The sequence below is a fragment of the Rhodococcus sp. NPDC076796 genome, from assembly GCF_040702765.1.
Lineage (GTDB): Bacteria > Actinomycetota > Actinomycetes > Mycobacteriales > Mycobacteriaceae > Rhodococcoides.
In genome coordinates this window covers 364,701-384,389 of record NZ_JBFBMS010000002.1, presented here as the reverse complement: position 1 = coordinate 384,389, position 19,689 = coordinate 364,701, and the positions used below count along the sequence as shown (strand labels likewise).

The 19,689-nt window shown below is 66.3% G+C and carries 19 protein-coding genes and 1 riboswitch; of the genes, 11 read left to right on the top strand and 8 right to left on the bottom strand.

The window, feature by feature from the left end:
* Positions 1–55 precede the first annotated feature (55 nt).
* Together AB0366_RS07040 and AB0366_RS07035 are read right to left on the bottom strand one after the other, a co-directional pair.
* On the bottom strand, positions 56–1,393 hold the full coding sequence (locus tag AB0366_RS07040) for a M1 family metallopeptidase (protein WP_121872940.1): 1,338 nt from the start codon (positions 1,391–1,393) through the stop codon (positions 56–58).
* 5 nt (positions 1,394–1,398) lie between these two features.
* Entirely contained in the window at positions 1,399–5,343 is a 3,945-nt protein-coding gene (locus AB0366_RS07035; protein ID WP_366243804.1) for a Pls/PosA family non-ribosomal peptide synthetase, read from the bottom strand.
* A gap of 196 nt (positions 5,344–5,539) precedes the next feature.
* Positions 5,540–5,655, top strand: a riboswitch (SAM riboswitch).
* Positions 5,656–5,709: 54 nt separating this feature from the next.
* Here AB0366_RS07035 and AB0366_RS07030 point away from each other — a divergent pair.
* Complete coding sequence (locus tag AB0366_RS07030) at positions 5,710–7,065, top strand: aminotransferase class V-fold PLP-dependent enzyme (RefSeq protein ID WP_366243232.1); 1,356 nt, start codon at positions 5,710–5,712, stop codon at positions 7,063–7,065.
* 155 nt (positions 7,066–7,220) lie between these two features.
* Positions 7,221–7,721, top strand: a complete 501-nt coding sequence (locus AB0366_RS07025; protein ID WP_366243231.1) for a hypothetical protein — start codon at positions 7,221–7,223, stop codon at positions 7,719–7,721.
* A gap of 20 nt (positions 7,722–7,741) precedes the next feature.
* Here AB0366_RS07025 and AB0366_RS07020 read toward each other — a convergent pair whose 3' ends face one another.
* Genes AB0366_RS07020 through AB0366_RS07010 form a run of 3 tightly spaced genes read right to left on the bottom strand, consistent with a single transcriptional unit; the run spans position 7,742 to position 10,217 of the window.
* Positions 7,742–8,215 carry a YbaK/EbsC family protein gene (locus AB0366_RS07020; RefSeq protein WP_366243230.1) on the bottom strand — a complete coding sequence of 158 codons (474 nt, stop codon included), beginning with the start codon at positions 8,213–8,215 and terminating at the stop codon, positions 7,742–7,744.
* A gap of 27 nt (positions 8,216–8,242) precedes the next feature.
* Positions 8,243–9,208 carry an allantoicase gene (gene alc / locus AB0366_RS07015; RefSeq protein WP_366243229.1) on the bottom strand — a complete coding sequence of 322 codons (966 nt, stop codon included), beginning with the start codon at positions 9,206–9,208 and terminating at the stop codon, positions 8,243–8,245.
* A 4-nt stretch (positions 9,209–9,212) separates the two neighbouring features.
* Positions 9,213–10,217: a hypothetical protein gene (locus AB0366_RS07010; RefSeq protein WP_366243228.1), complete on the bottom strand. Its 1,005-nt coding sequence runs from the start codon at positions 10,215–10,217 to the stop codon at positions 9,213–9,215.
* 52 nt (positions 10,218–10,269) lie between these two features.
* On the opposite strand from AB0366_RS07010, the gene AB0366_RS07005 reads away from it, so the two are divergent.
* Together AB0366_RS07005 and AB0366_RS07000 are read left to right on the top strand one after the other, a co-directional pair.
* On the top strand, positions 10,270–10,914 hold the full coding sequence (locus tag AB0366_RS07005) for a TetR family transcriptional regulator (protein WP_366243227.1): 645 nt from the start codon (positions 10,270–10,272) through the stop codon (positions 10,912–10,914).
* A gap of 28 nt (positions 10,915–10,942) precedes the next feature.
* Positions 10,943–11,167: a DUF6480 family protein gene (locus tag AB0366_RS07000; RefSeq protein ID WP_121872129.1), complete on the top strand. Its 225-nt coding sequence runs from the start codon at positions 10,943–10,945 to the stop codon at positions 11,165–11,167.
* Positions 11,168–11,180: 13 nt separating this feature from the next.
* Here AB0366_RS07000 and AB0366_RS06995 read toward each other — a convergent pair whose 3' ends face one another.
* On the bottom strand, positions 11,181–11,678 hold the full coding sequence (locus AB0366_RS06995; protein ID WP_366243226.1) for a 2-oxo-4-hydroxy-4-carboxy-5-ureidoimidazoline decarboxylase: 498 nt from the start codon (positions 11,676–11,678) through the stop codon (positions 11,181–11,183).
* Positions 11,679–11,797: 119 nt separating this feature from the next.
* On the opposite strand from AB0366_RS06995, the gene AB0366_RS06990 reads away from it, so the two are divergent.
* From AB0366_RS06990 to AB0366_RS06980, 3 genes are all read left to right on the top strand, one after another.
* Positions 11,798–12,625 (top strand): crotonase/enoyl-CoA hydratase family protein, encoded by an 828-nt coding sequence (locus AB0366_RS06990; RefSeq protein ID WP_366243225.1) that lies wholly within the window; start codon positions 11,798–11,800, stop codon positions 12,623–12,625.
* 1 nt (position 12,626) lies between these two features.
* On the top strand, positions 12,627–13,091 hold the full coding sequence (locus AB0366_RS06985; protein ID WP_121872132.1) for a MarR family transcriptional regulator: 465 nt from the start codon (positions 12,627–12,629) through the stop codon (positions 13,089–13,091).
* Positions 13,092–13,191: 100 nt separating this feature from the next.
* Positions 13,192–14,268, top strand: coding sequence for a GGDEF domain-containing protein (locus tag AB0366_RS06980; protein WP_366243224.1), 1,077 nt, complete (start codon positions 13,192–13,194; stop codon positions 14,266–14,268).
* A gap of 49 nt (positions 14,269–14,317) precedes the next feature.
* On the opposite strand, the gene AB0366_RS06975 is transcribed toward AB0366_RS06980, so the two are convergent.
* Together AB0366_RS06975 and AB0366_RS06970 are read right to left on the bottom strand one after the other, a co-directional pair.
* On the bottom strand, positions 14,318–14,767 hold the full coding sequence (locus tag AB0366_RS06975; RefSeq protein WP_121872134.1) for a PAS domain-containing protein: 450 nt from the start codon (positions 14,765–14,767) through the stop codon (positions 14,318–14,320).
* 63 nt (positions 14,768–14,830) lie between these two features.
* The gene (locus tag AB0366_RS06970) at positions 14,831–15,322 is read right to left on the bottom strand and encodes an inorganic diphosphatase (protein ID WP_121872135.1); all 492 of its coding nucleotides are present in this window, start codon (positions 15,320–15,322) and stop codon (positions 14,831–14,833) included.
* Between the two features lie 142 nt (positions 15,323–15,464).
* Here AB0366_RS06970 and dacB point away from each other — a divergent pair, with 142 nt between their 5' ends.
* Genes dacB through hpt form a run of 4 tightly spaced genes read left to right on the top strand, consistent with a single transcriptional unit; the run spans position 15,465 to position 19,469 of the window.
* Positions 15,465–16,868, top strand: coding sequence for a D-alanyl-D-alanine carboxypeptidase/D-alanyl-D-alanine-endopeptidase (gene dacB, locus AB0366_RS06965; protein WP_366243223.1), 1,404 nt, complete (start codon positions 15,465–15,467; stop codon positions 16,866–16,868).
* On the top strand, positions 16,865–17,950 hold the full coding sequence (locus AB0366_RS06960) for a zinc-dependent metalloprotease (RefSeq protein ID WP_366243222.1): 1,086 nt from the start codon (positions 16,865–16,867) through the stop codon (positions 17,948–17,950). Before dacB ends, AB0366_RS06960 begins: the two co-directional genes overlap by 4 nt.
* Positions 17,950–18,906 (top strand): tRNA lysidine(34) synthetase TilS, encoded by a 957-nt coding sequence (tilS, locus tag AB0366_RS06955; protein ID WP_366243221.1) that lies wholly within the window; start codon positions 17,950–17,952, stop codon positions 18,904–18,906. Before AB0366_RS06960 ends, tilS begins: the two co-directional genes overlap by 1 nt.
* Positions 18,907–18,917: 11 nt before the next feature.
* Positions 18,918–19,469, top strand: a complete 552-nt coding sequence (hpt, locus tag AB0366_RS06950) for a hypoxanthine phosphoribosyltransferase (RefSeq protein WP_032395535.1) — start codon at positions 18,918–18,920, stop codon at positions 19,467–19,469.
* Positions 19,470–19,689 lie beyond the last annotated feature (220 nt).

The following is a 19,689-nucleotide window of genomic DNA, read 5'->3' as shown; positions in this document are numbered from 1 at the left end:
GCCTCCGATTGCAGGCTGGTTTCCGAAACTGGGGAGCCGATTCGCGACGCTGGAACTACGGCAACGACGGCATCTGCTTGTCCACGAGCCATGCGTCCCACAGACTTCGGGGGCAACCGAAGCGGGAGGCAAGGTCGGTGAAGTCCGCCGTTGCGACCGTCGAGTAGCGGTACTTGGAGGTCCACTCCTGGATCAGGCCGAAAAAGCGCTCGTCGCCGATGGTGCGCCTTACTGCGTGCAGTGCCAGTGCGCCGCGCTTGTACACGCGGTCGTCGAAGATGCGCGCCGAACCGGGATCGGTGAGCTGCATGTCCATGGCCAGACCGCGCTGAATCGTGTGCGCGCGCTTGGCCTTGTCGTGAGCCGTTGCGCCGCCGGAGTTCTCGGCCCAGATCCACTCGGAGTAGCAGGCGAATCCCTCGTGCAGCCAGATGTCGGCCCACTTGCCGAGGGTCAACGAATTGCCGAACCACTGGTGCGCCAACTCGTGCGCCACCAGACGCTCGTAGTACCGAGAACCGGAACAGTGATTGGCACCGAAGATCGACAGCCCCTGCGCCTCGATCGGAATCTCGAGATCGTCGTCGGTCACCACCACGGTGTACGACGCGAAAGGGTAAGGGCCGTACAGCCGTACGAAGGTATCCATCATCTGTGGCTGACGACCGAAGTCGTGATCGAACTGCGCTCGCAGGCGCGGCGGAGTGATGGCCTTCATCGGCACCGGCCCCGGGCTGACGATGCGATGCTCGTACGGACCGATCTGGATGGTCGCGAGGTAACTGGCCATCGGCTCGGGCTGCTCGTACACCCACGTGGTGCGGCTGGCGCGAGTCTGCTTGCGCACCAACGTTCCGTTGGCCACCGCGTAATACGGCGAATCGGTGGTGATGGTGATGCCGTAGCTGGCCTTGGACACCGGATGGTCGTCGCACGGAAACCACGACGCCGCGCCGTTGGGCTGACTCGCGACGAGCGAGCCCTCGGTGAGCTCTTCCCAGCCGACCTCACCCCATACACCGTTGATGGGCTTGGGAGTTCCGCCGTACGCCACTGTGACCACCAGTGCCGCGCCCGACGCGATGGGCTTGGCGGGGGTGATCTTCAGCTTCCCGCGCTGGTGACTGAACTTCACCGAACGAGAACCGTTGACCGACACCTTCGACACGTTCATCGCCGGCCCGAGATCGAATGCGAACTTCGACACCGTCGCCGTGGTGACCGCGGTGATCTTCGCCTTACCCGTCAACCGGTTGCTCTCGACCTTGTACTCGAGGTCGAGTTCGTAGCGCGAGACGCGATAGCCGCGGTTGCCGTTCTGCGGGAGGTACGTATCGATCGGGTTGTCGCTGGAGTCGACGTCGAACACCGGGGCCACGAGCCTGTCTGCCACGGCGATCACCCCTCGTTTCGGTCGTCGCGAATCCGCGGAAAGGGATCACCCTTGGCCCACGGCGCGATCGGATTGCCCTGCCAACGAGTATGCGCGGGAACCGTATCGCCGCGCATCACCAGGGAGGCAGGCCCCACCGTTGCGCCGTCACCGATTCCCGACGCCGGCAGCGCGACACAGTGTGGTCCCAGTGTTGCGCCTCTGCCGAGATCGACCGTGTCCATGGACATGATCCGATCATGGAACAGGTGCGTCTGCACAACGCACCCTCGGTTGACCGTCGCACCGTCGGCCAAAGTCACCAGATCGGCCTCGGGAAGCCAGTACGTCTCACACCAGACGCCGCGGCCGATATCGGCACCGAGCCACCGCAACCACATGTTCAACACCGCTGTGCCCTCGGCGGCGCGCGCGAACCATGGCGCGGCAACGGTCTCGACGAACGTGTCTGCCACCTCGTTGCGCCACACGAACGAACTCCACAGCGGATGATCGGTCTTGCCGATCCGGCCCACCCACAACCACTTCGCCAACGCCGACACCGCAGCAGCCACGAAACCGGCGACGAGCAGGACGACGCCACTGAGCAACGCGGCCAACCAGTATCCGACGGCGTCGGCGAGCGCGGTGAGCGAGAACAGCACTCCGAGCCCGATACCGAACGTCACGACGACGGGAATCAAGCGGCACGTCTCGACGAACGACCGGGCGACCTTCAGCTTGCGCGGCGGATCGAACGTGCGCGACGAATCCGCACTACCGGCGGCTCGACGCAGCCGCACCGGTGGACTACCGAGCCACGACGAGCCGGACTTCGCCTTGTCCGGCGTTGCGGACAGCACGGCGACGAGCCCGTTCTTCGGGACGGTTCGCCCGGGACCGGTCATACCGGAGTTACCGAGGAACGCCCGCTTGCCCACCTTGGCGTCGCCCAGATGCATCCAGCCGCCGCCTAGTTCGTAACTGGCGACCATGGTGTCGTCGGCGAGGAACGCTCCGTCGGCGACCGTGGTGAACTTGGGAATCATCAGCACCGTCGACGCCTCGACGTCCTTGCCGATCTTCGCGCCCAACAGCCGGAGCCAGTGCGGCGTCAACAACGACGCGTAGAGCGGGAACAGGAAGGTGCGCGCCGAGTCCATCAGGCGTTCGGTGGCCCACACCTGCCAGCCGATGCGGCTGCGCACCGGGTGGTAGCCGCCGACGAGTCCGATGCTGAGCAACCGCACCGCGACGACGGTGATCAGCGCGAACACCGCCAGCGACACCAACGTCGCGACGGGCAACATCACCAGACCACGTTCGAAGGCGTCGAACACGGAGTCCGCGGTGTGAATCCACCAGCCCATCAGCACCAGGCTGACCCCGATCGAGAACAGTGCCATACCGGACAGGAACAGCGACGCGACGCCGTACGCGAACACCCACTTCGTCGCGCGCGGCGGCGTTTCCGCGGGCCACGGATGATCGGCCTTGCCGACCTTCTGGGCCGGCGAACCGGACCACATCTGACCGGCCTTCACCCGTCCGACGACGGCAGAGCCTGCCGTGACGACCGAGTTCTTGCCGACCTTGGTTCCGGGCAGAAGTGTCGAGCGGGCTCCGACGGTGGCACCGGCGCCGATCTCGACGCCGCCGATGTAGACGAGATCGCCGTCGATCCAATGCCCGGACAGATCCACCTCGGGTTCGATGGAGCAGCCGTCGCCCAGCTCGAGCATGCCGGTGACCGGCGGCATCGTGTGCAGGTCGACGCCTTTGCCGATCTTGGCACCGAGAGCGCGCGCGTAGTAGACCATCCACGGTGCGCCCGAGAGGTTCGACGCACCACTGGCATCGGTCAATCTCGTTGCCGCCCACAGTCTGATGTGCATGCTGCCGCCGCGCTTGTACGCGCCGGGTTTCAGCCCGGCCAACAGGATGCGGGATCCGATCACCGAGATCGCCATGCGGCCGACCGGCGTGATGAACAGGATGAATGCCACGAGCACCCACCACCACGACAGCGTCGGAGCCCAGGGCACGTCGCCGAACCAGGACATGACGTTGAACAGCAGCCCGAGCCAGGTGACCCACTGCAATCCGGTCAGGGTGGTCAACGGAACCGTTGCCGCGATCTGCGCCCACTGCGCGGTGCGCGACGTCGGCGCGACCTCACGCGGAACGGCCTCGACGACCGGCTTCAAATCGTCGAGATACTGCGCCAGCGAACCCAGCCGCGGGTGGTCGTAGAGCTGCGCGACGGTGATCTCGGGGAAGCGCTCGCGCAACGCCGTCACCAATTGCGCGGCCGAGAGCGAACCGCCGCCGTTGGCGAAGAAATCGGCGTTCTCGTCCGAGACCTGCGCGCCGAGGATGTTGGTCCACAGTTCGGCCACCCAGCCTGCCGTCCCGCCGAGCGAGGAGGCACCCGCCATGCCGGGCAGGGGCCACGGCAGCGCATTGCGGTCGACCTTGCCCGAGGTGCGCGTGGGCATCTCGTCGACCAATGCAAGCCGCGGGACCAGTGCCGCAGGCAATTGCTCGGCGAGCAATTCGCGAGCGGCTTCGAGATCGAAATCGGGGTTGGTGCTGGCCAGATATCCGACGAGCACCGAGTTTCCCGCAGCCGTCTTGCGGATGGCGGCCGCCGCGCCGCCGACGCCCGGAAGTGCTTGCAGCGCATTGTCTATCTCGCCCAGCTCGATGCGTCGACCGCCGAGCTTGACCTGATCGTCGGCGCGACCCTGGAACAACAGACCTTCGAGTTCGAGCTTGACCAGATCGCCGCTGCGATACGCCCGGTCCCACCCGAGGGACGGCATGGGCGCGTACTTCTCGGCGTCCTTGGCCGGATCGAGATACCGAGCGAGTCCGACGCCGCCGATGACCAACTCACCGATTTCGCCGACCTGTACCGGGGTGCCGGAGCCGTCGACCACCGCGAGGTCCCACCCATCGAGGGGGAGCCCGATCCGGACCGGGCCCTTGCCGTCCATGATCGCCGCACACGCGACAACTGTCGCCTCGGTGGGGCCGTACGTGTTCCAGACCTCACGGCCTTCGACGGCGAGCCGCTCGGCCAGCTCCGGTGGGCAGGCTTCGCCGCCGAAGATGAGGAGCCGTACCGCTTCCAACGCCACCGCGGGCCACAGCGATGCGAGCGTGGGCACCGTCGAGACGACGCTGATATCGCGGGAGACGAGCCACGGACCCAGATCGAAACCGGACCGCACCAACGACCTGGGCGCGGGAACCAGGCACGCACCGTGCCGCCACGCCAGCCACATCTCCTCGCACGACGCATCGAACGCCACCGACAGCCCGGCCAACACTCGATCGCCCGGACCGAGCGGATCCTTCTGCAGGAACATGCGGGCCTCGGCGTCGACGAACGCCGCCGCATTGCGATGACTGACCGCAACGCCCTTTGGAGTGCCCGTCGAACCCGAGGTGAAGATGACCCACGCGTCGTCCTGCGGGGTCGGTGGTCCGGCATTGTGTTCGGAAAGATCGTGCTGGGAAATGTCCTGCTTGGGGGCAGTACCGGCGGCGATTCCGCCCGCAGTGACGATGGCCGTCACCTGTGCCTCGCCGAAGACCAACTCGGCGCGCTCCTCGGGATCGTCCGCGTCCACCGGCACGTATGCCGCACCGACCTGAAGGATCGACAGGATCGCGACGTAGAGGGAGAAGGAACCCGACGGCATGCGGATCCCGACGCGATCGCCGCGCCTGACACCGGCATTGGCGAGCCACTGAGCGCCCTCGGCGATGTCGTCCAACAACTCCGAATAGCTGACCGACACGGCACCGTCGTCGATCGCGGGTGCGTCGGGAAAGCGATGGGCCGTGTCGCGGAGAATGTCGATGAGCGTCCGGGCGGGTGGAGCCTGGGGTGAGCGAAGAAACGCCGCCGGTGCAGGTGCGGTGTCCGCGCTCGAACCCGGCAGATCGTTCTCTTGATGCACAGACAACCGGGCGCCCTTCTCGTTTCTTCTTGTAATGACTCTGTGGTGCTGGTGAGCAGCAGCGCCGTTGGTTATCTCACGTTCTGTTTGCCAGCAGGTGAACGAGCGCGCTTTCCCACCGCGGGAATCCTACTGCGGCCTACGGGTGAGTCCCGGCTTGACAAAATCGCAGCGAGTTTGCCAATGTCTTCCCCACGGTCACGAGTACCAGCATCAAGCCCCGGCTAGCTGGTCGGCAACCCTCCTCCGCGGTGGGGTGCTCCGGGTGACGACCAGGCCGACTCCGGAAAACCGGCGCGGCAAGCGCGGACTCGCTCACCACATCCTTCGGTTGCGGGTCCCTCGAACGTGAGGGCTCGATCTGTCATGACATCTGTACTTTCCCGCCCCTGTGCTCCTTTTGCCCCTGTTTCGGGCACGGATCTACAGGTACCGCTGGTCCACGGCTGCACCCGCACCTACGCGAACTTCGATTACGCCGCCAGCGCGCCTGCACTGGACGCGGTGACCGATCGGATCGCGGAACTGCTGCCGTTCTACTCGAGTGTGCATCGCGGTGCCGGCTACGCCTCACGGGTCTCCACGGCGGCGTACGAGAAGGCTCGGGTGACCGTCGCTGATTTCTTTGGTGCACAGGATGATTCGGTGGTGGTGTTCACGCGGAACACCACCGACTCGCTGAACCTGCTGGCCGCATGCGTGCCGGGTGAGACCGTGATACTCGACATCGAGCACCACGCCAACCTGCTCCCGTGGCGTGATCGACGAGTGGTGGTGGCCGCGTCGACCCTGGCCGAGACCATCACGCGTCTCGACGCGGAGCTTGCTGCGAAACCTGCTGCTCTGCTGGCGATCACGGGTGCATCCAACGTCACCGGCGAGGTGCTGCCCCTCGCGGAACTCGCCGCTCTGGCGCATCGGCACGGCGCACGCATCGCGGTGGACGGTGCCCAGCTGGTTCCGCATCGACGGGTCGACATCGCCGCACTCGGCGTGGACTACCTCGCGTTCTCCGGGCACAAGCTCTACGCCCCGTTCGGCGCGGGAGTGCTTGTGGGCAAACGCGATTGGCTCGACCTCGGTGAGCCGCACCTGGCCGGCGGCGGCGCGGTGCGCAGCGTGAGCATCGACCACACCGACTGGGCTCCGGCACCGCAACGGCACGAGGCGGGCACCCCCAACGTGCTCGGCGTTGCCGCACTCGCTGCAGCCTGCGAGGCCATCGCCGGCTTCGACGATGCCGAGCTGCAGGCGCACGAACATGAACTGTCGTCCCGCCTGCGCGACGGGCTGGCCGCACTGGACGGCGTCGAGCAGCTCCAGGTGTGGGCCGATGCACCCGACAGTGTCGGCATCGTCACCTTCACCGTCGCCGGACGCGATCCCGGTGAGGTGGCTGCATACCTGTCCGCCGAACACGGCATCGGCGTGCGCGACGGAAAGTTCTGCGCACACCCACTGCTGAGCAGGCTGGGGCACGCGGCCGGAGCGGTTCGAGCCAGTATCGGGCTCGGCAGCTCGTCGGCCGATGTGGACCGACTCGTCGACGCCCTCGCAGCCCTGGTCGAGTCGGGACCGAGCTGGCACTACGCGGAGGACGCCGGCTGGTGGAACCCTGTACCCGACCCGCGACCCTTCCCCGAGCTGGCCGGATGGGTGGACGGGGTGGGTGGGCTCAGCGCCGCCGGGGTTGGATCCCCGTGCAGCCCCGCAGACCGTTAGCATGGCGTCATGACCGTGAGTGTCGTGTGGACGGGCAACCGCCACTGGTGCAACAGATACGTGGATCTGTGCCGCACTGCGTCCGGGTCGTGTTCGATTTCGGCTCCGCTCCGACCGAATGCGTTCACCGACTTCTAGAACCAGGACCACCACTCATGTCGCACAACTTCACCCGCGTCGCCGTCGAATTCGATTCCGGCTGGTCGGAACTGACCGCCGCTTCCGAGACCGATGTAGTGAGAATCCAGGCCTCCGACCTGCGGGAATCCCAGCAACACCGGGCCCGGGTGCGGGCCGAGGCGGCCGAGCGCGGCGAATCTGCCGACAGCACAGCAGTGTTTCTCGACCTCGAGATCCACATCGCGGCCGATGCCAGGACTGCCCGTCGGGAATTCGCCGCACTGGATGCGCCGACCGGTCCGTCGTCGATCCGCTACGTCGGAACGCCGGCAGGATTGGCCAGTTTGATCTCCGATGTCACCGCGGCCGATGTGGCCGACGGCGTGACGTTGACAGTGCTCGGCGATGTCGCTCGCCAGGCGGTTCTGATCAACGACGGGGTACTGCCGCTGCTCGAATCCCGCGGCACCCGACTCGACATCGACGTCGTCGACGCGGTCCTCGGCGCACCGATCGCCCCGACTCTCGCGTCCTGAGCCCGGTAAAGAAGCAGGGGTCAGGTGACGTCGATCGCCAGACCTGCGGTGATGCGCACCAACTCGGTGAACGTGGACCGAAATATCGTGTTGGTGTGACCGGCGGCCGCCCACACCTCGGCGTAACCGGCCAGGTCCTGGTCGACGAACGTGTCCAGGTTGGTGGGGTGGCCGACCGGGGCGATCCCCCCGATCGGCTGCCCGGTTGCATGCTTGGCCGTGTCGAGAGGCGCACGCATCAACGTGCCGCCGAGACGCTCACCGGTGCGCTCGAGATGAACGTTGTGGGCACCGGAGACCAGCAGCAACACCGGCTCGTCGTCCAGCAGAAACACCATCGACTTCACGATCGCGCCTACCTCGACGCCCAGAGCAGCCGCTGCATCGGCGGCGGTGTGCGTGCCCTCCGGGCTGCTGACCACCACACCGTGATGGCCGCGAGAAATCAGAGTGTCGGCAACATGGGCTGCATTCGGATGAAGTAGCCGGGACATGAACCAACCCTATTGCCCTGACGCTCCTTACGTGGAACTGACGAGATCACCGAACAGTCTCAATCGCGCCATGCCGCCGTCGGGGAAGATGTCCATGCGCACCTCGGAGACCGGGGTGTCGTGGGCGAGTACGAAGCGATGCCGGGTGTCGGGCTGCAGCGTCGTGCGCGGCAACAGTTCCATCCATTCGCCGTCGCCGAGCCGGCCCCGCAGCGATGCCGCACCGGGCGCGTTTCCGAGGAAGCAGGTGGTGTCGAGTTCGGCGAGAGAGATGTGCCCGGTACCCGCGAGCTGCACCTGAACCCAGTCGTTCGCGTCGTTGCGTCGACGCGAGGTCTCCCAGCCCTCACCCATCGAGCGCGGGGGTCCGGGGAAGAGCAGGTTGTTGGGCGAGCTGTAGAACATGTTGGAGCACGCCGAGACGTACGCGCCGTTCTCGAGTGCAGCCAGGTCCACCGGCCCGGCGGCGAGGAACTTGGGGTCGGGCTTACCGCGACCCAGCACTCGCAACCGCGCCACTCCGCCGTCGGGATAGATCGACAGCTTCACGTGCGTCCACCGCGCATCGGAGGCAACAGTGAACCTGTTCTCGCTGTCGCCGTTGACCGCACTGCGCGGGACGATGGTGGTCCACTCGGTCTGGGTGTGAAGCTCCTCAGGGGATGGAAATCCGTCGACCTCGGCGGCCTCGATCGAGATCTCCGGCGGATAGTTTCCGGTGAACCACGCGGTGTCGACGACGATTGCCGAGACAACCCCCGGCGCGCCGAGACGGACGATCGCCTCGTCGTAGCCGGCCTCGCGTCGGCGTCGCGTCTCCCACCCGTCGTAGATCTGGCCCTTGTGTCCGAACGTCGCCGTCGAGTAGTCGGCTTTGCCCGGCCTGACGAGATTCTCCTTCTCCGCGAACGTCTCGTCGTTCGCCCACACGACTGCGCCTCCGAGAGTGCGGACGGCGAGATCGGGCAGTGGCAGAGGGAAAGTGGAGGTCATGGAATCACACTTTACTGGTTTCGTGTTGGTGCACCGGGTTGTGTGCGGACCGGCGACGCACTGCTGCCGCGCCCATCAGCAGCGCGCCGATCACGATGTAGAGCGTCAGGCCCAGTGCGGGTTGCCCCAGCCCGGTGCCCGAGAAGTAGACGATGCTGCGTACGCCCTCGGTGCCGATGCCCGGGGTGATCCACCGACCGATCGAGGCGTAGAGGGACGGTAGGACGTCTGCCCCGAAAGCGCCTCCTGCGCTGGGGTTTCCGAGGATCACGAACAGGATGATCGCGGCGGGAACCGCGGCGACGCCGATCAGTGCGCGCAGGCCCATGGTGAACAACCCGGTGGCGAAGACCACCGCGGTGCCCAGCAGGGTGAGCGGAAACCAGTGGCCGGCAAAGGTTTCCAGGACATGGGTGGTGAGAAAGGCTCCGAGTACACCCGATGCGGCCGCGTAGACCGCGAGAATGCCGACGTGGACGAAGGTTTCGCGGCGCGAGGTCGGTGCACCGATGAGCAGTCCGAAGGCGGCAGCCAACAGGTACCCGCCGACGACCCAGCCGACCGAGAGGTAGAAGCCGGACAGTCCTCGGTTGTCGTGCACGCCGACCGGAATCTCGTCGCGGACCACGAACTGACGACCCTGCGCGGCGTCGACCTCGGTGAAGATCGACTCCAGTGCGGTGGCCACGGAACTGCCCGCCGCGCTCGCGGTGATGAGGGTGTCCGTTCCGTCGGCACCGACGACGTAGGCCCCGAGAATGTCCCGATCGCGGAGCAATGCCCGGACCTCCGCGGTGTCGGCTGCGGTGCGTGCCGCGAGCGGGGTGCCGTCGATGGCGTCGAGGCGGTCGGCGGTTTGCTGGTCCAGCCCCTCGGGGAGGCCGGCCTCGGTGACCACCGCGATGGGGATCGCGTGCGGCGTCGGCTGATGGAACGCCGAGACGTAGCTGAGGATGAAGCCGAGCTGCAGTACCAGTACCGCGGCGGCGAGCAGGGACATCTTGCGCATGGGTGACTCCTGAATCTTGTCGATACCCGAGGTATTCAATACTCTAGGTATCGTGAATGCCGACGAGCAAGAAAAGTGGGGGTCGACACAGGACCGGCGACGACCCCAACGCACCGACGTACGGGACCGACTGCTCGCCGCGGCGGCCGACGAATTCACCGAACGTGGTTATGCTGCAGCAAAACTCACCGACATCGCAGACCGGGCGGGCTTCACCAAGGGTGCGGTCTACTCCAATTTCGAATCCAAGCAAGCGCTGTTCGCCGAACTGCTCGCCCGGCGTTCCCTCGACCTCGCCGCTCGCGTGCTGGCCCACGTATCCGATCTGGACTCAGGTGCAGCGGCAGGAGCAGGCGGCGGAGAGATCGCGTCCTGGGTAGTGGCCGAACCCCGGTGGCCGCTGCTGACCGTCGAATTCGGCATCCTCGCCGGACGCGACCCCGCCGTCGCCGAGCGCTACCGCACCGACCGTCGCGCACTACGCAGCGAACTCGAACGCCTCATCGACCAGCACGCGGACCAGTGGGGCGTCGGTGAGAACTTCGATGCCCGACGCCTCGCGACGTCACTGGCCGCATTGATCTCCGGATTGGCCGTCGAACATTCGGTGGATCCTGAGGAAATCGACGAGGGCGTCATCGCCGACGCGGTGTCCGAACTGTTCGCGGGAGCGATAGCCAGGACACATCTCGGTTGAGGGACACCGCACCGGGTAACCGCAGAAGATGAACGCTCAGAACCCAGACCCCGACGTCACCACAGGACTCGAAGCCGGAGGCGGGGTCACCCCCGGAGATACTCCACCCGCCGAAACCGGAATCGGCGGCCCGAACCACGAGCCCCCGCAGCGCAACCGGGTGATGCCGATCGTCGTCATCTGCGTCGTGGCATTGCTGGCGATCCTGATCGCCGGTGGATTGATCGGCCGCGTCGTCGGCCTGTTCGGCTGAATCCCGACCGATCTCAGTACTCCGGCCAACCGCCTTCGGGCCCCAGCAGGCGATCCAATCTGATGTGGTTGATCTTCGCCAGCTCGTCGCGCATGACCTTGCGCTCGGTCTGATCGTGGTTGTCGAGCCGATGACCCAGATCGACCAGAATGTCGCGCGGCTCGAAGCCCTCGGGCTCGAACAACCGACTCGACACGTACGGGTAGCCGAACCGGTCGTCGTACGCCCTGGCCGCAGTTCCCAATGCCCCGCGAGTGTCGGTGTCCATGGCCGCGCACACCTTGCTCGGCTCCGGCAGCGTCGCGGCGAGCGAATCCACATCGCCGTCGGAGAGCTCGGTCAGTTCCGCGTCTGCTGCGGAGAACAGGTCTGCGCGAGAGCGATACCTGCGGCCGTCCGCCACCCTCGACGCCCACGCCACCGAGCAACAGCACTCGTACAGCGCATGCACCGCCTTGCGGCGCGGCAGATCGTTGAACGTCTCCAGGCCTAGTCCCTGATGCATCAGCATGAGACGATGATGGGCCCGATTCGGCGTACGTACCAGAGCTGAGCAGGGACTTAGCGCAGACGTTACGCGCCGTAACATGCGGTGCGGAAATGTGCGACGCTGCCGCTAGGCTCGCAGGCATGACCGAACGAACCTGGAAAGCCTTCTCCGTCGAGATCGCGGACCACATCGCGCACGTGACACTCCTCGGGCCGGGCAAGGGCAACGCCATGGGGCCGGACTTCTGGAGCGAAAGCCCCGAGCTGTTCGCGCAGCTCGACGCCGATCCCGAGGTTCGTGCAGTCGTGCTGGCGGGCTCGGGTAGGAACTTCACCTACGGACTCGACCTCGCCGCGATGGCGGGCACGTTCGGTCCGCTCATGGCCGACAAGGCACTGGCCGGTCCCCGAACGTCGTTCCACGACACCATCAAGACGATGCAGAAGGCGATCAACGCGGTTGCGGACTGCCGCAAGCCCGTCGTCGCGGCGGTTCAGGGCTGGTGCATCGGCGGAGGCGTCGACCTCATCACCGCCGCGGACGTGCGCTACGCGAGCGCCGACGCGAAGTTCAGCGTGCGTGAGGTGCGGGTCGCGATCGTCGCGGACATGGGCTCGTTGGCCCGGCTGCCCGCGATCATCGGCGATGGCCACATGCGTGAACTCGCCCTGACGGGCAAGGACATCGATGCCGCGCGCGCCGAGAAGATCGGCCTGGTCAACGACGTGTTCGAGGACCACGACGCCACCCTCGCCGCTGCTCGCGAATGCGCCGCCGCCATCGCCGCCAATCCGCCTCTGGTGGTGCAGGGCATCAAGACCGTGCTGGATCATTCCCGATCTTCGAGCGTCGACGATTCGCTGCGCTACGTCGCGGCCTGGAACGCCGCCTTCCTCGCCTCGCACGACCTCACCGAGGCGATCACCTCGGTGTTCGAGAAGCGACCGGCGCAGTTCACCGGTAACTGACGTGGTCGAGTTCGCCGAGGAGCTGGGCACGCAGCTGGTTCGGCTGCAACGCCTGCGTGAGCGCAACATCGCTGCGATCTCGTCCTCGGGCGGTGTCGACGGCGCTGCGTACGTATGCTTGTTCAGGCTCCTGCGCGACGGACCGATGCGGTCCAGTGAACTCGCCGCCATGGTGAATTCCGATCCGTCGACGGTGAGCAGGCAGGTGGCTCAGCTGGTCGAACGGGGGCACGTCGAGCGGCTGCCCGACAAACGTGACGGTCGAGCGTTCGTACTCGCGGTGACTGCGTCGGGTCAGGAAGCGGCGGCGGCGATCCAGCAACGACGCACCGACAATCTCGGCAGGGTGATCGAGGGGTGGACACGGGAGGACCGAGAATCGCTCGTCGCGTTGCTCGATCGTTTCTTGACCGATTACGAAATGATCAGGCCGGACCTGCCCGAGCGGCGCGCCGGTAACGTCTGATGCGCAAATGAACGATCGCATCACCTGACACGCTCGACGACCGGCCGCTGCCCAGGTCCGCATGCTCGCCCGAACAGTCAGAACGGACGGAGGGAACGCGGTGCCATTCGATCGCGATCGACCGCCGCACAGTCGGGCGAACGGGCTGCGAACCGGCTCGGTGCGACTCGAGCGCCGCGTTGCCCTGGGAATCGCCGCCTTCGTTCCCTCGTTCGGTCTGATCGGGGTCATCGCGATGCTTTCGGTGGACGGACCAGAAGGCGCTATCGCCAAGAGTGCCTGTTTGCTGGTGCTGATTTCCACCGTCCCCGTGGGGATGTGGTGGTTTCGTCGTTCGGCGGACTCGTCGCACATGCCCGGGTGGTTCGTCGTGTACGCAGATGTGGGCGTCGCAGCGATGCTGCTCACTTTCGCCGGACGCGACCTGGCTCTGAACGGGGCGATTCTGTTCACGGTGATCGGGATCTACATCGTCTACTTCTCTCGGCGGCGAGTGCTCGAATTCCACATTCTGTTCGTCAACGCAGTGGTCGTCGTGCTGGCAGCGCTGTTGTTCGCCGCGGACACGCACGATCCTGCGTCGACGGTCACCAGGACGCTGGCGACTCTGCTGGTGGTGAACTCGGTGCTCGCGTTCCGGGCGGTGATTCAGCGCCAGCTCGATCTCGCCAACACGGACTCGCTGACCGGCCTTCTCAACAGACGCGGCCTGGAACTGCGGCTCCACCGCATGATGAACTCGTTGGACGCGGAACGCTCGGTTGCTCTCATGGTGCTCGATCTCGATCAGTTCAAACGAGTCAACGACACCTACGGCCATGCGGTGGGGGACCGAGTGTTGCGCCGCACGGCCCGCAGGCTCACCGCGGTCACGGGTGCTCGCCCATGTGTCGCACGCACCGGCGGTGAGGAGTTCACGATCGCGCTGCCGGTAGACCATGCCGCCGTGCACCGCGTAGCCCACGAGATTCTCGAATCGATTCACGATCCAGCCGACGACGTGCCGGTGACGGTCAGTGTCGGGGTGGCCCTGCTGGACGGCAGCCGATGGTTCGACGCCGCCGAGTCCGGCGGAGCAGCCGGCCTCGTCCACAACGTGCTGCTCGACGCCGACACGGCGATGTACGAGTCCAAGCACGCGGGCGGAAACAGAGCAACGGTGTACGCCGGCGAATGATTCGCCGACGTACACCGTTCGACATTCGGGGAGGAACGTGTGCTGTGCGTCAGCGCAAAGCGCTCTTGGGGTCGTTCCACAGCTGATCGGTGAAGTCCTCCAACGCGACGAGCACGATGGTGTCCTCGGTGCGGCGCAGGATCGACTTGCTGGCTCGCACCTGCACGATATCGCCGGTCTTGTCGGTCATCCGCCACAGAGAATCTGCGCGGGTCGCCACCGTGGTGAGGAACATGTCCGCGACATTGACGCCCTCCGGTGCCCGGTCGGGGAAGATGTCGTGCAGGTGGAAGTCCTCCCGCTCGGTGCGGTCGAGACCGAACAGATCGTCGAAGGCCTCGTTCGCGAACACGATGGCACCGGTGGGATCGACCGCGAGGATCGGCACCGGGATTCGGTCGAGGACGACCGTCACCGGCAGATCGGGAAACTGCGTCGGATCCGAGATCGGTCGCGAATCGAGATTGCGCCGATCACCGTTGGCAGTGCTGTCGGTCATACGTCTCCCCAAACTATGTTTCGTCGGCGCTCGGCCGAGACGAGGTGTGTGATGCCGAAACGATCAGTGATCCGGATTGTCCGCCAAGCGCTTGAATGATGCAGCGATTTCGGCCTCTGCCTCTGCGCGCCCCACCCAGTCTGCCCCGGTGACGTGCTTGTTGGGTTCGAGATCCTTGTAATGGACGAAGAAATGCTTGATCGCATCGAGCTCGAACGTCGAGACGTCGGAAAGATCCTGGATGTGGTCCCAGCGGGTGTCGCCTGCCGGAACGCACAGCACCTTGTCGTCGCCGCCGGCCTCGTCGACCATCTTGAACATCGCCACGGGGCGTGCTTCGACGATGACGCCGGGGAACACCGACTCGGGCAGCAGAACCAGTGCGTCGAGCGGGTCGCCGTCCTCGCCGAGGGTGTTCTCGATGAAGCCGTAATCGGCTGGATACGCCATCGCGGTGTAGAGGTAGCGGTCGAGGCGAACACGTCCGGTGACGTGGTCTACCTCGTACTTGTTGCGCTGCCCCTTGGGGATCTCGATGGTGACGTCGAACGGCACGTGCAGTCCTCACTGTCGTCGTCGAGCCGGAGCGGCTCGAGTCGTTGCGAATGTGTAGATGGTGGCGGCGCAAGGCTACCGGACCCGAGGATACTGTTGACTGAACGATCATGGGTACGACCACGGCAGATACGGAGGAACAGTGGCGGGGCTGACACGGCGGTTCCTCGGCCCCACAGCGGGTCGACGGCGCAGGAAGAAGCGCGTGACCCTGACGCTGTGCGCTCTGTTCGTGGTGATCCTCGCAGTGACGACCGCCGCCCTGGTGCTGCCGTCGGTGTCCGACGGAGCCGAGACGGCGATCGAGCCCCCACCCGAGACGGTCTTGCCCAACCCTGCGATCACCCCGTTCCCGGAATCGGCTCCGATGCCGAACGCGGCGGGTCTGGCAGCTGCGCTGGCCCGAGTGGTCGACGATCCTGCCCTCGGCACGTTCACCGGAACCGTCGCCGACGCGCAGACCGGTCAGGTGCTCTGGTCCCAGAACCCCGACAATCCGATGACGCCTGCCTCGACCACCAAGGTGCTGACCGCGGCGGCTGCGATGCTCGGGCTCCCGGCGGATCACCGCGTCACCACCCGCGTGGTCCAGGGTAGCGGCGAGGGCAACATCGTGCTGATCGCGGGCGGCGACCCCACACTCACCGCGCTTCCGGTCGGAACCGACGGGTTCTATCCAGGCGCGGCGCGGATCGACGACCTGGTGGAGCAGATTCGGCGCAGCGGAACGGTGGTGCGCAGCATCGGCGTCGACACCTCGATCTATTCCGGTGACACGATGGCGCAGGGCTGGTTTCCCGCCGACATCGCCGCCGGTTCGATCACGCCGATCGAACCGATCATGCTCGACGGCGGAAGATCGGACCCACTCGTCGACGAGTCGCCGCGCAGCACCACCCCGGCGCTGGACGCGGGCCGCGCACTTGCCGCGGGACTGGGCGTCGACCCGGCAGCGGTGACGACCGGCAAGGCCACCGACGGAGCCGATCAGATCGCATCCGTCGAATCCGCACCGCTGCGAAACCGCTTGCAGCAGATGATCTATCGCTCCGACAACGTCCTCGCCGAGGCCGTCGGACGCGAACTCTCGCTCGAGATGAACACGGCCGCAAGCTTTTCCGGTGCAGTGGCATCGATCGGGCAGACCCTGTATTCCGCAGGCTTCGACATGGCCGGACTCACGCTCGAGGACGCCAGCGGGCTGTCGGTCGACGGCAAGATACCGGCCAGGCTGCTCGACCAGGTGTTGACCTCGGCAGCCGGAACCGAGCAGCCGTCGCTGCGTCCGATGCTCGACTATCTTCCCGTCGCCGGTGCCACCGGAACTCTGACGGATCGGTACGCCTCGGGGGACAGAACCGGAGCGGGCTGGGTTCGTGCGAAGACCGGAACCCTTTCTGCTGCAAGCGCTTTGGCTGGATATGTCGTCGACGTCGACGGCCGAATCCTGACCTTCGCCCTGATGTCCAACGACCGGCCGCCCGACGTCAGTCGCCCCGCCCTCGATGCCGTCGCATCGACCCTGAGATTGTGTGGTTGCCAGTGAACACGGACGCAGCAGCGAAGACCGACGACGGCGAAGCCACCTCCGGTTTCGCCGGTGCCGTCGACTGGTCGGTGGCGGCGAAGACCGGAGCCAAGCTTGCCCGCCCGGGTCCGGCCACCTCGCGCTACACTGCCGAGGCAGCTGTGGAAGAGCTTGCCGCCGCATCGATTCGGGCCGAGGGACCGGTTCGTGAGACCACCGGCCTGGCCGACGGACTCCCCGTGCCCGACGCCCAGGTGGTCGACCGCGCCGGCTGGATCGCCGCGGCCGCGTCGTCGATGAAACACCTGACCGGAGACGACGACGGTACGCCGCCGTCCGGTCTGCTCGGCGGAAAGCCGGCCGGACTGCAGGCCGGAGCGATGCTGGCCTTTCTGTCCAGCGCCATTCTCGGCCAGTACGACCCGTTCACCGGCGAGAACGGAACCCTGCTTCTGGTCGCGCCCAACGTGATTGCCGTCGAGCGAGCGCTTCGGGTGTCGCCGAGCGACTTTCGGTTGTGGGTGTGCCTGCACGAGGTGACGCACCGAGTGCAGTTCTCCTCCGCTCCCTGGCTCGGCGGCTACATGCGCGAGAACGTGGGCGTGCTCTCCGACGGCACCGACGAGCCGCTCACCGATGTCGCCAACCGGCTGACCGGCGCGCTGAAGGCCCGCAAGAATCCGAGCGGGTCGTCCAAGTCCGAGGACGCAGGCATCGTCGGACTCCTGCGCGCCACCCAACCGCAGCCCCAGCGCGACGCCATCGACCGACTCCTGGTGTTGGGCACCCTGCTCGAGGGCCACGCCGATCACGTGATGGACGCCGTCGGACCGGCCGTCGTACCGACCGTGACGCAGATTCGCGGTGCGTTCGATCAGCGCCGTCGACGCAAGGTGAACCCGCTGCAACGCGTCATTCGGGCACTGCTCGGCATGGACGCGAAGATGGCGCAGTACGTGCGCGGTAAGGCATTCGTCGATCACGTCGTCGCCACGGTGGGCATGGAACGCTTCAACACCGTCTGGACCGGGCCCGACACCCTGCCGTTGCTGTCGGAGATCGAGGACCCCGACGCCTGGATCGCCCGAGTTCTGGGCTAGTGCTCTTCCCTGAAGGCCCCGCGCTGCTGGAGATCAGGCATGCGGTGCGTAGCTGGCTCGCGGTCCATCCCGGCCCGGTTGTCGTCGCATTGTCCGGTGGAGCGGATTCGTTGGCCTTGACCGCCGCGACCGTGGCCGAGGCGCCGAACGTGCGGGCATTGATCGTCGATCACGGTCTGCAGACCGGCTCGGCGGAGGTGGCCTCGACGGCGGCGGCGCGTGCTCGCGAGTTCGGCGTCGAGGACGCACGTGTTCTGACGGTGCGCGTGAATGGTTCGGGAGGGATGGAAGCAGCCGCCCGCCGAGCCAGGTACGACGCGTTGAACCGGGCCCGCGGCGACGCGTCGGTGCTGGTGGCGCACACCCTCGACGATCAGGCCGAAACGGTGCTGCTCGGGTTGGGCCGCGGATCGGGGCCGCGGTCGATCGCGGGCATGGCGGCATTCGATGCGCCGTGGGGTCGGCCGCTGCTCGGAGTCAGGCGCAGCGTGACCCGGGCTGCCTGCGTGGAGTTGGGGATCGAGCCGTTCGAGGATCCACACAACACCGACACCGACTTCACTCGGGTGCGGTTACGCCACGAGGTGCTGCCCCTGTTCGAGGACGTGCTCGGCGGTGGTGTCGCCGCTGCGCTCGCGCGGACCGCCGAGCAGCTGCGCGAGGACGGCCGGATGCTCGACGCGCTCGCCGAATCCGTCGTCGACGCCGATATCCCCGACCTCGAGGTCGCGGCGCTCGACCCGCTCGATCCCGCCGTTCGCCGGCGAGTACTGCGCCGATGGTTGCTCGGCCGGGGTGTGACGTCGCTGACCGACCGGCAGATCCGGGCCGTCGATGCCCTCGTCGGACGGTGGACGGGTCAGGGCGGAGTTGCGCTGCCAGGAGGAACGCCCGACGCCAGGTTGGTGTGCTCGCGTCGGCATGGCAGGCTGAGCGTCGGCCTGGAGAACGAATGAAGGGAAACCCCGTGTACGAGGGCGACATCGAATCGGTTCTCATTTCCGAGGAACAGATCAAAGCACGCACTGCGGAACTCGCAGAAGAGATCGCCCAGCGGTATCCCGAAGGCTCGCCGGAAGGTGACCTGCTCCTGGTCGGCGTCCTCAAGGGCGCGATCATGTTCATGACCGACTTCGCTCGGGCTCTGCCCATTCCGGCGCAGCTCGAGTTCATGGCGGTCAGCTCCTACGGCTCGTCCACCTCGTCGTCGGGCGTCGTCCGGATCCTCAAGGACCTCGACCGCGACATCACCGGACGCCACGTGCTGATCGTCGAGGACATCATCGACTCCGGTCTGACGCTGAGCTGGCTCAAGCGCAACCTCGCGACCCGCTCGCCTGCCTCGTTGTCGGTGGTGACGTTGCTGCGCAAGCCCGACGCGATCAAGGTCGACGTGGAGGTCGCGAACGTGGGCTTCGACATCCCCAACGAATTCGTCGTCGGTTACGGCCTCGACTACAACGAGCGCTACCGGGACCTGCCGTACATCGGCCTGCTCGATCCCAAGGTCTACAGCTGAGTCCGTTCCTTCGGTCCACCCCGTCCGGGTGAATGGACCATTGCCGCGCCGAGACGTATGCAATGGTCCATCGATGCGGATAGGGTGCCCATCAGGTGGGGAACTGCCGGGGGAGTGCAGTCGTTGGAGGGGAAGAAGCGTCGACGCAAACAGGTGCGTGGACGCACAGCGCCAGGTATGAGCGAGTCAGATGTCCGAGTCTCGCGCTAGCCTGGAGTAT